This window comes from Streptomyces hokutonensis, assembly GCF_042751305.1.
Lineage (GTDB): Bacteria > Actinomycetota > Actinomycetes > Streptomycetales > Streptomycetaceae > Streptomyces > Streptomyces hokutonensis_A.
The window spans coordinates 1-13,380 of record NZ_JBHYWD010000030.1 but is presented as its reverse complement, the minus strand read 5'-3'; the positions used below and the strand labels follow the sequence as shown (position 1 = coordinate 13,380).

Sequence of the window (13,380 nt, the reverse complement as noted above, 5' to 3'; positions counted from 1 at the left end):
GCCGTGTTGTCGCAGGGCGTGCCACCCGCGTGGTCGGGCGTTGACATCGCAGTACCGGAGCCCTCGGACCGGCTGCCGGGCATCAGCATGGCCGGATTCCGCCACCGTGTCCCCGCGCCCGTCGACATCGCGATGGTCGCGCATCCGTCCGTCACCTTGCTCATCGATCTGAGCGACGATGACGGCCTGGTCTACGACACGCAGGGGCGGCACGGACGCGGCAGTGTCGTGATCGGCCTGGTCCCCGGGGAGCTGCGGGTGTCCGGCCTGGTGGGCGAGTGCCTGCAGATCCGGTTGCAGCCGGGTGTGGCGGCTGCAGTGCTCGGCTCGTCGGCCGGGGGCAGCGGGAGCGTGGAGTCCTTGGCGGACGTCTGGGGCCGCGGCGCCGGGCGCTTCGAGGAGCGGCTGCGTACAGCCGGATCGTGGGACGAGCGGTTCGCGATGGCGGCGGACGCCGTCCGCCGGCGGATCGGGGACGGCTTGCGGATCGATCCGGAGGTCGCCCACATCTGGAGGCGGACGGTCACCAGCAGGGGGCGAATGCGTATCGACGGCCTGGCGGACGACGTCGGCTGGAGCCGCAAGCGTCTGTGGGCGCGTTTCCGGGCGCAGCTCGGCGTCACCCCCAAGCGGGCCGCCCAGCTGGTGCGGTTCGACCATGCGGCCCATCTGCTCGCGGCGGGTGTCCCTCCCGCCGGTGTCGCGGCCGAGAGCGGTTACGTCGACCAGTCCCATCTGCACCGCGAAGTGAAGGCGTTTACGGGGCTCACGCCGACTGCCGTCGCCGCCGCGCCGTGGCTGGCGATCGACGACGTCGCGTGGCCGGCCTCCTGGCGGGCAGGGAGGCCCGTGACAGGTGGCGCACGCGGTTCCGGCAAGCGCTGAACCGCCCAGCCGCAGCCCTCACATTGCTCCCGACCGACAACTGTCCTTTGACATCCAACCTAGTCGCCCCAGGTCAGGGCATCGCACCGGACTAACTTGGCTGTCAAAGGACACAGTTGTCCCGTCTCGATTCATCTGGTTCGGAGTCTGGGCTGTGACCTGTAGCGACCAGATCACTTGAGATGGTGAACTCCCTTGAATCTCATATGATCTGGTCCGCCGCCCGCGGATGGTGTCCGTCGTCTCAATCGTTGTGGTCCGCCGGCGGCGTTTCGAAGTGACTGCAGGACTTCATGTCGAGCCAGGTCTGGCTACCCGCCCGCGAAACGCGCTGCCAGGTTCATGGCCTCCTGGGTGAGTTTGATGTGCAGGCCGGCGTCGTCCTGGGTGGCGACCTGGGTAAAGCTGCCCTCGTGCCACCAGAACACCGAGGGGCTCAGCGCGCCCGGTGACTGCTCGAAGCCCATGGCGGCGAACCGGGCCATGGCGTGCAGCGAGGAGGCCACGTTCCTGTCGCGGACGACGTGGAAGGCGAGTTGGTGCCGGTGCGGCAGCGCGACCAGGATTCCGTCCGGCGCCGGTGCGTCCTTGGTGTAGCGGAGTAGGACCTCATCCAGAACCAGGGCGAGGCTCGCGATGAAGTACGAGCCGCCCATCAGCACGTCGAAGTGGGAGCCGTCCTTATCCCTGACCACCTTGTGTTTGTCAACGCGGACGGCTCGTAGGTTCTGGAACGCACGGTCCCGAAGGGCCGTGATGTCACCCAGGTTGGAGAGGGAGTCCGCGGTCAGCATGTCGACGGTTTCCGGCAGGTCGAGCGCCAGCACCTCCAACAGCCCCGGAACCGATTGGGGACCGTACCCGAAAGCCTTCAGGAGCGCGGGATCGCTGGGAATGAAGCGGGGGTAGAGCTGGGCCAGGAGCTGTTCGCGCGGCAGGGCCTTGAGAGCCTGAGGTCCATCCATCGACCGGATGACCCGGTCAACATGTTCGTCTACGAGCGCCCGCCAGCACCGGGGGCCGCGGCTGTCGTTGTGGCACACGGCCGCAAGATTGGAAAGGCCGAAGCGCCAACCCGAGCCCGTGGTCACGCGGCCCGGTTCGACCGTTACCTCGATGCCGCGCTCCGCGAATGCCTCGCGGACGAAAGTACGCAACCGGGCAGCCTCCGCCTCGGACAGGAACGCGAACTCCCCGTCGCGCGGCAGGCCCACCCCATCACGACGCTCTCCGCGCCGAAATATCCCCACCAGGTCCCCAATCGCTCGAAGATGCGGATCATAGCCGCGACCGGCACAGGGGCCTTCTTCAGGTATGCAACTCCGGCATCCGGTCGAAGTTCATCCCGTAGATCGTGCCGACCAGCGTGGGCGCGAACAGAATCGCCGCCCACGACGAGATCTTCTTGAAGCCGTCTACCGGGTGGTGCTGACCTGCGGCGATGCTGCTGGGAACCTCTCTGGCCCGGGCCGATCCGGGCGGTCTCGTGGGCGGGGGTTTCGTGGACGCGTTCGGTGCACAGGGTCTGCGACTCGTGGATGGCGTGGGTCGTGTGGTCCGACCGGGTCCGTTCCCTGTCAAGTGCTGCGTGTTGAGGTGCTGTTGGACTACGCCGCTGGCTTTGGCGGCGGTTCGTGACCCACTGGGCAATCCGGGTTGGGGCCACCGGTGTTGACGGCAGGGGGTGTGAGGGAGTTTTGGCTCCAGCGTCGACTCTGCTACTCAATTCGGCCGTGCAGCAGAATCCGGCGGGGGAGACCGTAGTGATCGCCTCGGCATCGCGGTCGGGGTCATTGCGGCGGAGGTATCTCGGAATTGCGCAGCAGCGTCACCGCGTACAGCAAAACATCGATGCGGACAGGGACACCAGGAAGAAGAACCGGACGGAATACCGGAAGTTTTACCGGAACAAACCAAGAGCGCAGGCCCCCATGCTCCTGGTCACGTGCCATCGACCGCGATCAGACTGCGGGATCCTTGTGCATATTTCGGTCGGAACGCGCAAATCAAAGGGTGACCACGGCTGAAGGACCGAATTTGACGTCAGGATTCGGCGCAGGGTAAGACTCCTGACGATTCGAGGGATTGACGTTGAGGGGCAGTTATGTGGTTGCTATTCGTGTTATTGCCGCTAGCCGGCCTGCTGGCCGTCGATATCGGCGCCTTCTTGTGGTGGTCACGCCGGAGTCAGCTGCTGAACAGCGGCGTGCCCACGACCGGCGAGGTCGTGCGGATCAACATCACGGTGACCCATCACGTGGACACGGCCACGCGGTTGAGCTCGTCCTCCACCACGATTCGCCCGGTGGTGCGTTTCACCACGCAGACCGGTGAGCTGATCACCGCCTCACCGATGCGCAGCGCGGTCGACAAACTCCTGATCCCCGGCGATCCGGTCAAGATCCGCTACAGCGCGGGGAACCCGATGCGCTGCGTGGTGGACCAACGCGGAGCCAAGCAAGGCACCGTGCCCATGCTGGCGGGCCTGGTCTTCTTGAACATCTTCCTGATCGGCTTCGCCTCCTTGGGCGGGCGCATCGCCGGGGAGTTGCAGAGCTACGACCAGCCGCTTACACCACCGCCCATCGCCCAGGGGCTCGGCCAGCCGGCCGGTTCCGGGACCGGAAGCCGGACGATGTCCGCCACACCGCTCCCCGCCGCGACGGCCACCGGCGCGTGGTCCGCCGCAGACGGCGCCCTGACCGTGACCGTCGTCAAGGTCGTCAACGCCGGCGGGAACGTCAGTCTGACGGTCAGCGCGCACGACGGCGCCACCGCATCGGTGACCCTGCCGATTTTTTCCAACTTCACCGCGACCGATGGTCAAGGCAACTCCTACACGGCCCGCCCGCTCGCACCGATCAGCGTGCCGGCCGGCGGCACCGTCTCCGACACGTTGACGCTGGATCAGACCGTCCCGACATCGGCGCGGAGCCTGAAGGTCGCGTGGACCCATGTCTTCTCGCAGGATCCGGCACTGAACGGCTCGATCACCGTCACGGGAGTTCCGCTGCCACATCACTCAGATTGAACGTACGTCCAGCAGCCCGAGGCACCGGGCGAGAAAGGAGGTCTGGTGCACCGGATGCCAGCGGCGTGCTGATCGGTACGGGCGATGTTCGTGCAGGTGGGGACGGACTGGTCGAGGCTGAGGGTGTCCTTGTAGGGGAGTTCTGCGAACGGCTGGGCGGAGCCCACACGGACGCTGTCCCGGCCATGCCCGAGACCGTCCGCAGTGATGACGGTCGTGGAAGGCGTCCTGTGGGGCTTGGGAGCCGAGTCCCCCTCACCAGCAGAACATCGACACCGACACGAGTACCGGGAAGAAGCAGAGGACGGACTACCGGAAGATCCACCGGAGCGAATCGGGAGCGTGAGCCAGAAGCGCACACCTCCGGCGACGTCCGGTTCCAGGCTCCCCGGCAACCGTGACATCCAGGTCCTGGGCAAGCCGACTGGGGTGTGGCGGGAAGCCCGCTGTCGAGCCCCGCGGTACCTAACGGGCGTGGCCGGCTCCCGCCAGGCGTACCAGTTCCGACCGGTTGGTCACCCCCAGTTTGCGGCCCACTCGCTCCACCAGGCCTGTCACGTCCTGCGGAGTCAGCAGCAGGGCCTGGGCGACCTGACGGTCGCTGTAGTCGGCGCCTACCAGCTCCAGCACCCGGTGCTCGGTCAGTGACAGACTCGAGGCGACTGTCGGCGCGGCTCTCGGGCGTACCCCCAGCTCGGCCAGCGCGCGGCGTACCCGGCCGGACAGGAGGAGACTGCCGCAGGCATCGGCGAGGTCCAGCGCCTGGGTGAGAACCTGGCCGCTCTGGTGGGTCTCTCCTCTGCGTGACAGCACGATGCCCAGCTCGTACCGGGCGCGGGCCAGTTCCAGGCGGGCCGGAGACCGCTCCAGCAGGGCCACGGCCTCGCGCAGGAGGGCCTCCCCTTCGGAACCGCCCATGACGACACCCAGGCAGCGCGACGCCAGGCCGATCACCCGCTCGGTGCCCCAGCGGTGAGCCAGCTCCAGTTCCTCGGTGGCCAGTTGAAGCGCGTCGGTCCGCTGTCCGAGCGCCAGGTGCAGCAGTGCCGCCCGCGACCGCCAGGGCGCCCCGGTCAGGTTCGTGACCCCTGTCCGCTTCTCCTGGGCACCGTACTCCAGCAGGACCGTGAGGGCGGCGGCCCGATTGCCCCGCGCGGCGTGCACTCGGCTGCGGGCGAGGAGCATCGGCCCCTGCCACACCCAGCCGCCCCGGTCGGTGCCGGCGTCCGGCACCAGCAGCCGTGCGGCCGAGGCCAGGTCGCCCCGCTCGATCAGCGATTCGCCCACCTGGGCCATCAGCGCCAGCCGTGCCCGCGGCTCCAGCCCCTCGCCGTCTGTGACGGCGGGGTGTCCGAAGTCCGTGGTGAGCGCGAGCTGTTGGCCCCGGCGCGCGCGGACCCTGAGCTGCCATATCATCGCCGTCGACACCATGAGGAACACGCCCCACCGCGCACCGATGTCGGCGATCTGCTCGAACCGGGCGGCGGCGTCGTCGAGACGGTCCGTGGTCAGGAAGACCGTCCCGGCCAGGCTCACGAGCATCTGCGACTGGTCCATGGCTGCCAACCCGCCGCGCAGGGCCCGGTCCAGAAGGCTGTTGGCGACCTCGGCGCTGGCGTCCCCGGCGACGGCCGAGGCGGCCAGCCCGGCCAGGACCGCGCACTCACCCGGGGTGTCACCGGCCAGCTTGTGATCCCACAGTCGGCTTGCGAGTTGCCGGGCCGCGGGGAGAGTGGACAGCTGGTCATAGCCGATCAGGAGCATCTGGGCCTGCAGAAACCATTGCACCTCACGGGCCGCCCCGATGCTGTCGTCGGTTTGCCGCAGGTCCTCCACCGCGCGGGCGAGCACCTCGACGGCGTCCGCGTGCTCATGCCCGAGGAACAGCGCGTTGGCGAGCAGATAGGCCGCCTGAGCGCGGGAGTACGGGTCCGTCAACACCGCGGATGCCTGCGTCAGATGATGTCGCGCGGCACCGACATCGAGCTGCAACTCGTCGCCGCCCAACTCCAGCAGCAGCGGACCGCGTTCTTTGCCGGACATGGGCTCCCGCAGGGCTCGGCGCAGATAGGCCGCGGTGACCTCCGGGGCGCCTCGGCCGCGCGTGGCCCGCGCGGCCTGGCGCAGGGCGTCGACCCGCCAGGGCTCGCCGCTCGGTTCGGCCAGCAGTAGGTGGGCGGCCACCCGGTCGCCGGCCGCCCCCTCGTGCCGCAGCAGTTCGGCCGCCCGCGCGTGTCCGGCGGCCAGCTCCACCGGTCCGACGGTCTCGGCGATCGCAGCACGGACCAGAGGATGATCGAACCGCACCGGCTCACCAAGTGCCAGCACACCGATTCGCCGCAACCGGCGCCCGTGCTCACGGGCCTGCGCCTCGCCCAACCCTGACAGTTCGGCCGCCAGATGCCAGTCAGTTCCGTCCCCCAGCACCACCAGGGCCTCGGCCAGACGCCGGGTCGGCTCAGGCTGGCCGGTCAGCCGCTTGACCACGGTGTCCGCCAGGATCCGGCCGCGGAACTCCGCGACCAGCCGTGCTCGGTCATCGACAGGCCTGACACCCTTGCTGGCAAGGGTGCGGAGCAACTCGCGCAGCAGCAGGGGGTTGCCCTGGGTCGCCTCGGCGCAGGTGGCGACGAACCGAGGTTCGGCGTCCTGGCCCAGACTCTCCCGCACCAGCCGGGCCACGCTGTCGACGCCCAGCGCCGGCAGCCCGACCCGCAGGCAGTGCGGCTGGGCGGCGATCCGCTCCAGCAGCGGCTCGGCCCCGGTTCCGCTGTCCGGCCGTGCCGTCAGCACCAGCAGCAACGGCAGGCCGCGCAGCCGCCGCGTCAGGTACTCCAGCCACCGTAGGGACGGGCCGTCCGCCCAGTGCGCGTCGTCGACCACCAGAGCGACCGGCCCGTCGTCCGTGACATGCACCATCAGCCAGTACAGGCTGTGCAGCAGGCCCTGAGACGCCTCCGACGACAGGCCTCCGGCGTCACCGAGTCCAGCCACACGCAGGGCGTGCGACGCCGAGTCCGCCGGACCCGAGAGCAGCCGTTCCCGCCCGTCCCGACCGGCTTGAGCCAGCAACGGCTCGGCCAACTGCCGTAGTACCGCGAAGGCGAAGTCCTGCTCCAGCTCTCCCCCGCTGCCCCGCACCACCCTGATCCCCCGCAGCTGCTCGGCCTCAGCCCAGGCGTTCACCAGGGAGGTCTTCCCCATCCCCGCGCCCGCCCGCACCAGCACCACCGCACCCCGACCGGCCCGGGCCTCACCGGCCGCGCGGTCAAGGACCGCCAGTTGACGGCGACGATCGAGCAGACCTGATTTGGTAGCGCCGTCATCGGCCGGAGGACCGCCCTGCCGACCAGAACGGTCGGCGTCAAGCAGCGCGACGGCGTCGGCGTCGGTCAGTCTCAACGCCGTCACCAGCAGCTCCAGCGTGCGGCGCCGGGGCCGCTGCCGACGGCCCCGCTCCAGATCCCTGATCGACCTGGCCGTCAGCCCGGCGGCCTCGGCGAGCTCCTCCTGCGTCAGCCCTGAAGCCCGGCGCAGATCCCGCAACTTCTCACCGAACGTCATCACACGCCCCCACAGCCAGCCCAGAACGCCGACCACCGAGAAGACGTGACGGTATGTGGTCGTGCCAATAGTGATCATCAACGTCTGGGCAGAACCCTACCGGGGGGATCACGAGGCCTGCGAGCACGACGTCCGGTGTCCAGGATCCACCAGCGGTGCTCGGTGAACTTTCCCTCCCTGTATACCAGTTGCTCTCGCAGGTCAGACCGTCCAAGGCGTCGATGACGTGGTGAGTGCGGGCCGCACTGATGTCGTTACAGGTTCCGAAGTGCGATTACCCTCCGTGAGGCGCGGCTGTCTGCCGTTGGTGTTGATGCCACACGTTTCGGCAAGACCGTTGGCCCGAGGCGGGAGAACCGGCCGACATGGAGTACATCTCGTTCTCCCCGTACTTGCCACTGCGCTTCGCCGTCCAGGACATGTGGTCCCGAGCGGAGGTTGTGGCGGAAGTTGTCAGTTGTCCGCAGTGCCGCGAGCTGGAGTGCAACGGCGCCCCAGCGGTCTCGCGTGGAAGGCTGAGCCACTCCTGGCCGCCTTGCATCGGTGGCCGATGCTGCCGCTGCTCCGCAAAAGATGCCGCAGATCGACTCGTGTGGCTCGTGGGTCAGTCGGGTGTTTCGGCCGGGTCGGCGGGCTGGGTCTCGTTGGCCGGCGCGGACCGCTCGATGTCGTTGTTGGTGGCGGCCCAGCTGGCCAGCAGGTTGAGGGCGTCGTGGGTGGGTGAGTGGGGCTCGGGGGTGTAGGTGAGGAGGAACTGGCTGGGGCCGTCGGGGAGCGGGAACGTTTCGAAGGGCAGGTCGAGGTCGCCGACGACCGGGTGGTGGAGGAGTTTCACGCCGGTGGTGTGCATGCGGACGTTGTGGGCGGCCCAGCGGTGGCGGAATTCCTCGCTGCGGGTGGACAGTTCGCCGATGAGGTCTGTGAGCCGTCGGTCGTAGAGGTCGCGGCCGGCCTCGGCGCGGAGCATGGCGACGGTGTCGCCTGCGACTTCGTCCCAGTGGCGGAAGAACTCGGTCGCGTGGGGGCTGAGGAAGACGAAGCGGGCGTTGTTCGGGGGCCGTGCCGGGTCGGCGTAGACGGGGGAGAACAGGGCGCGTCCGAGGTGGTTGGCGGCGAGGATGTCCCCGCGTCCGCTGAGGATGAACGCGGGTGTGCCGGCCATGGAGTCGAGGACGCGCTGCACCGCGGGCCGCACGCGCTGCTGGGCCGGGCGGCGGCGTGGCGGGCGGGTGGTGCCGGCGCCGCGCAGGAGGTCGAGCAGGTGGGTGCGTTCGGCCTCGTCGAGCTGGAGTGCCTGTGCGATGCCGTCGATGACGCTCTCGGAAACGCCGGTGGCGTTGCCGCGCTCCAGCCGGGTGTAGTACTCGCTGGAGATGCCCGCGAGGAGGGCGACCTCCTCGCGGCGCAGTCCGGTGACGCGTCGGCGCTCCCCGCCGTAGAGGGGCAGTCCGGCCTGTTCGGGGGTGACCCTGGCCCGTCGCGTGCCCAGGAATTCCCGGATCTCCGCACGGAAATCGTCGCGGATGTCGCGGTTGGTGCCTTGTGGGTCGTTTCTGCCTGCCATGCGCATCACTCTACGAGCGCTCCGGCCGGGTTGGGGGTCCCTGTCAGTGACCCCCTCATCAGGGACTCCCACACTCCCGTGACAAGCGGTTTTGTTGGTGGTGCACCAACCACGGCGGTGTGAACCGTCCGGAGGGCCGGCGCTTGTGCCGCCGGTCCCGACCCCCTGTGCGGCGCTGTCGGCGCCGCATGCGTCACCCCCCCCCCGCACACAGCGGGTGCCGGTCACGGCGCCTGAAAGGAACCCCCCCATGAGCAAGGTCATCTTCGTCACCGGTGCCGGACGCGGTCTTGGCACGGACATCGCCCGCGAGGCCCTCGCCGCCGGCCACCAGGTCGTCGCCACCGGCCGCCGCCCCGAGGAGGTCGAGAAGACCCTCGGCGGGCCGCAGGACAACCTGCTGGTCACCCGGCTCGACGTCACGAGCATCGAGGACTCCGAGGCCGCAGTACAGGTCGCCGTCGACGGCTTCGGCCGTATCGACGTCCTGATCAACAACGCCGGGAACCTCTTCACCGGGTACTTCGAGGAGATCTCGCCCGCGCAGATGCGCCGGCAGTTCGAGACCAACCTCTTCGGCCCGATGAACGTCACCCGCGCCGTCCTGCCGATCCTGCGCAAGCAGCGCGCCGGGCACGTCATCACCATCACCTCGACCGCCGGGCTGGTCGGCATGGAGTTCACCTCCGCCTACGCCGCCTCCAAGTTCGCCGAGGAAGGCTGGATGGAGTCCCTGCGCCACGACGTCGAGCCGTACAACATCCACACCACGATCGTGGAGCCCGGCTACTTCCGCACCGAACTCCTCGTGGACGGCTCCACCAACTGGCCCGAGCTGTCCATCGACGACTACGCCCCGCGCACCGCCCCGCGGATCGAGGGCATGAAGAGCATGAACGGCCAGCAGCCCGGCGACCCCGCCAAGCTCGCCCGCGCCCTGCTCACCATCGTTGACCAGGACAAGCCGCTGCTGCGTTTCGTCGCCGGTGCGGACGCCATCGAGGCCGCCGAGGCCAAGGCGAAGGAACTCCTCGCCCAGGCCGAGGCATCCCGCGAACTGGGCGACAGCCTGGCCTACGACGACGCCCACGTCTGAGGAGGAACGACATGCCCCTCAAAGGCGAGTACGAGCCGAGCAAGGCGCAGTTCGTCCGTGACCAGGTGGAGCTGTACGAGAGCTCCGGCGGTACGCAGGGAACGACGCTGAGTGTCCTGGTCGCACGGGCCGAGGACGAGAGGCTCCGGGACCTGCCCGTCGTCATCCTGACCACCCTGGGCGCGAAGACCGGCAAGATCCGCAAGACCCCGGTCATGCGGGTGGAGCACGAGGGTGCCTACGCCGTCGTCGCCTCCATGGCAGGAGCCCCCACTCACCCGGTCTGGTACCACAACGCGGCGGCCGACCCCCGGGTGGAGCTGCAGGACGGCCCGGTGCGCCGGGACATGCTGGCGCGCGAGGTGACCGGGGAGGAGAAGGCCGTGTGGTGGGCCCGGGCCGTCGAGGCGTTCCCCGACTACGCCGAGTATCAGAAGAACACCACCCGTGAGATCCCGGTCCTCTTGCTGGAGCCGGCCGACCAGGAGCACTGACGGGCGCAGCCGGTTCAGCCTGCGGATGCCATGGCTGGTCAGCGTGCGGATGGCCGCCCGGATGAAGCACATCACGACGACCGCAGTCTCACTGTCCTCGGCCGCCTGAACCACGACGGCACCGATGCCCGAGCACCCTTCCCGGCCGAAGCCGGAAGCCGTCGGGCGCACCTACGGCCCTGACCCGCTACCGGGCCACGGCGCCCGCGTAGACAACGCGTGGACCACCCAGGCACGGCCCGCCATGTGATGGCCAAACCCACTGATCACGACCACCGACCGGGCCTGACGGCCGTCACGAAAGGAACACCCCATGAAGCACGTATCACTGGGCGGGCTCGATGTCTCCCGCATCGGCCTGGGAGCCATGACCATGGCCGGCACCTACACCACGGGCGGAGGGCTCGACGACGCCGAGTCGATCCGCACCATCCACCGGGCACTGGACCTCGGGGTCACCCACATCGACACCGCCGAGATCTACGGCCCCTTCCACAGCGAGGAACTCGTCGGCAAGGCCATCAAGGGACGGCGCGACGACGTCGTCGTCGCGACGAAGTTCGGGCTCGTCTCCCACGCCGGCGACGGCCCCGGCGTCATTGACAGCAGCGCCGCCAACGTGAAGGCCGCGGTCGAGGGCTCGCTCCTGCGGCTCGGCACCGACCACATCGACCTCTACTACCAGCACCGCGTCGACCCGAACACGCCCATCGAGGAGACCGTCGGCGCGCTGGCCGACCTGGTCGCCGAGGGCAAGGTGCGCCACATCGGCCTCTCGGAAGCCGGACCCGAGACGATCCGCCGGGCACACGCCGTGCACCCGGTGACCGCGCTGCAGACCGAGTACTCGCTGTGGACCCGCGACGTCGAGGCCGAAATCCTCCCGCTGCTGCGCGAGTTGGGCATCGGATTCGTGCCCTACTCCCCGCTCGGGCACGGCCTGCTGACCGGGCGGATCCGCACCGTCGACGACTTCACCGACGACGACTGGCGCAAGACCAACCCGCGCTTCACCGGCGAGAACTTCCAGCGCAACCTGCGCATCGTCGACGAAGTGCAGGCCATCGGTGCCGAGATCGGCGCCACTCCGGCCCAGACGGCGCTGGCGTGGCTGCTGACCCGGGGCGACGACATCGCCCCCATCCCCGGCACGCGACGGGTCGCACGCGTCGAGGAGAACTCCGCCGCCGACGCCATCTCACTCAGCGCCGCTCAGCTCGAGCGTCTCAACAACCTCACGCCGGCCGCGGGTGAGCGCCACGACGAGGCGAACATGGCCAGCATCGACCGGTGATCCGACGCCCTGGCGACCCGCTGACCCGTCTCCCCCGATCCACCTGAACCCGTTCACCCATTTCACTGATCACTGAAGAGGTTTTCTCATCATGTCCAAGGTTCTCCTTGTCGTAGGTCACCCCGACCTGTCCCTGTCGACGGCCAACAAGGCCCTGGTGGACGCCGTCCGCGAGCTGGCCCATGTCACCGTGCACGACCTCTACGCCGCCTACCCCGACTTCCAGATCGACGTCGCCGCCGAGCAGGCACTGCTGGCCGAGCACGATGTGATCGTCTTCCAGCACCCGGTGTTCTGGTACAACACCACCCCGCTGTTCAAGCAGTGGCAGGACAAGGTCCTCACCCTCGGCTGGGCCTTCACCATGGACGGCTCCGCCTCCCAGCTGGCCGGCAAGAGGGCCGTCGTCGCCGTCACCGCCGGCGTCCCCGCCGACCACTACACTCCCGAAGGCTCGAACCAGGCCACCATCGAGACCCTCCTCAGCAACTGGCACGCCACCCTGAGGCTGTGCCAGTTCGACATCCAGCCGATGGTCAAGCTGTACGGGACCGCCTTCGGCCTCTCCGACGAAGATCTGGACACCGCCGCCAAGCAGTACAACGAACTGCTCGCCTCCTTCGCCGCCTGACCCCATTCACGACAACGGCCGCCCTCGCCGATCACGACGCAGCGGCGAGGGGTCTGCAAGTCTCCGGTCGCTCTTCACCGAATCGACCCCAAGCGACCGGAGACCTCGCTGCACACGTATGCGAATTCCGGCCAAGCGGCACGAGGTTCGAGGCTCAACACCTGCGCCGTTGTGCAGCCTGCCGAGCGGAACGCGGGGACTCGACACTAATACGTATGTGAACGATCCCGATGTAGCTTCCGTCCTGGCTGGATGACAGAACATAGCCATCCCGGCATGCAGGAAATCTCCAATGGTGGACGTAGACATTGGGGATCGCGGGGGTTAATCTCTTGCCTGTAGCCAGGAAGTCGGGAAGGCGCGGCAGACACGAACTGCCGTGCATGTAGGACGCAGGTAGTGGCACGGCAGTGGAGTGGCGGGGCCGGAAGGTTCTCGGGGTCCTCTCGCTGGCTGCCGGGCCGGGCGGCTCAATGGCGCCGTCGCAGTACGCACGATTGCAGGGATGAACAGACGGATCAGAAGGAAGCGAAGGAGGCAGACGCCATCAGGATCGCCCGGGCAGAGACAGCCGGCCCGGGTACCGCAGGCCCCGGAACGGAAGGTGGTCCCACGGTCACGCAGACGCGATCCCCGCACGCATCCCCCTCTCACGGGAGCGCGAGCGGAAAGACAACGCCGGCATCGCAGTAAGCCGGCAGATGGTGTTGAAAATCCCTCGGGGCGGGGGGGGGGGGCGGGCGCGCCGCCGCCCCCACCGGTGCGTCTGGCCTAGGGTGCGGTGATCCGGACGGGGACTGCGGCGGGAGCTTCGACTCTCG

At 68.8% G+C, this 13,380-nt stretch carries 9 protein-coding genes and 1 pseudogene; 6 read left to right on the top strand and 4 right to left on the bottom strand.

Annotation, left to right across the window (positions count from 1 at the left end):
- Window positions 1–3: 3 nt before the first annotated feature.
- Window positions 4–885 carry a helix-turn-helix domain-containing protein gene (locus ACFXC1_RS45185; protein WP_381254676.1) on the top strand — a complete coding sequence of 294 codons (882 nt, stop codon included), beginning with the start codon at window positions 4–6 and terminating at the stop codon, window positions 883–885.
- A 311-nt stretch (window positions 886–1,196) separates the two neighbouring features.
- Here the strand turns inward: ACFXC1_RS45185 and ACFXC1_RS45180 are convergent, their stop codons facing one another.
- Window positions 1,197–2,099: an HAD family hydrolase gene (locus tag ACFXC1_RS45180; RefSeq protein ID WP_381254675.1), complete on the bottom strand. Its 903-nt coding sequence runs from the start codon at window positions 2,097–2,099 to the stop codon at window positions 1,197–1,199.
- A gap of 100 nt (window positions 2,100–2,199) precedes the next feature.
- Window positions 2,200–2,292: pseudogene (locus ACFXC1_RS45175) on the bottom strand (CorA family divalent cation transporter); the annotation flags it as partial.
- A gap of 697 nt (window positions 2,293–2,989) precedes the next feature.
- Here ACFXC1_RS45175 and ACFXC1_RS45170 point away from each other — a divergent pair.
- Window positions 2,990–3,916 carry a DUF3592 domain-containing protein gene (locus tag ACFXC1_RS45170; protein ID WP_381254673.1) on the top strand — a complete coding sequence of 309 codons (927 nt, stop codon included), beginning with the start codon at window positions 2,990–2,992 and terminating at the stop codon, window positions 3,914–3,916.
- A gap of 465 nt (window positions 3,917–4,381) precedes the next feature.
- Here ACFXC1_RS45170 and ACFXC1_RS45165 read toward each other — a convergent pair whose 3' ends face one another.
- Window positions 4,382–7,558, bottom strand: coding sequence for an ATP-binding protein (locus ACFXC1_RS45165; RefSeq protein ID WP_381254671.1), 3,177 nt, complete (start codon window positions 7,556–7,558; stop codon window positions 4,382–4,384).
- A 526-nt stretch (window positions 7,559–8,084) separates the two neighbouring features.
- On the bottom strand, window positions 8,085–9,044 hold the full coding sequence (locus ACFXC1_RS45160) for a helix-turn-helix domain-containing protein (protein ID WP_381254669.1): 960 nt from the start codon (window positions 9,042–9,044) through the stop codon (window positions 8,085–8,087).
- 250 nt (window positions 9,045–9,294) lie between these two features.
- Here ACFXC1_RS45160 and ACFXC1_RS45155 point away from each other — a divergent pair, with 250 nt between their 5' ends.
- The 4 genes from ACFXC1_RS45155 to ACFXC1_RS45140 all read left to right on the top strand — a co-directional run bounded on the left by ACFXC1_RS45155 (window position 9,295) and on the right by ACFXC1_RS45140 (window position 12,559).
- A complete protein-coding gene (locus tag ACFXC1_RS45155) occupies window positions 9,295–10,140 on the top strand; it encodes an SDR family oxidoreductase (RefSeq protein ID WP_381254667.1) in 846 nt (281 codons plus the stop codon).
- An 11-nt stretch (window positions 10,141–10,151) separates the two neighbouring features.
- Window positions 10,152–10,634: a nitroreductase family deazaflavin-dependent oxidoreductase gene (locus tag ACFXC1_RS45150; protein WP_381254664.1), complete on the top strand. Its 483-nt coding sequence runs from the start codon at window positions 10,152–10,154 to the stop codon at window positions 10,632–10,634.
- Between the two features lie 313 nt (window positions 10,635–10,947).
- Window positions 10,948–11,928, top strand: a complete 981-nt coding sequence (locus tag ACFXC1_RS45145; protein ID WP_381254661.1) for an aldo/keto reductase — start codon at window positions 10,948–10,950, stop codon at window positions 11,926–11,928.
- A 91-nt stretch (window positions 11,929–12,019) separates the two neighbouring features.
- Window positions 12,020–12,559: an NAD(P)H-dependent oxidoreductase gene (locus ACFXC1_RS45140; protein WP_381254658.1), complete on the top strand. Its 540-nt coding sequence runs from the start codon at window positions 12,020–12,022 to the stop codon at window positions 12,557–12,559.
- Window positions 12,560–13,380 lie beyond the last annotated feature (821 nt).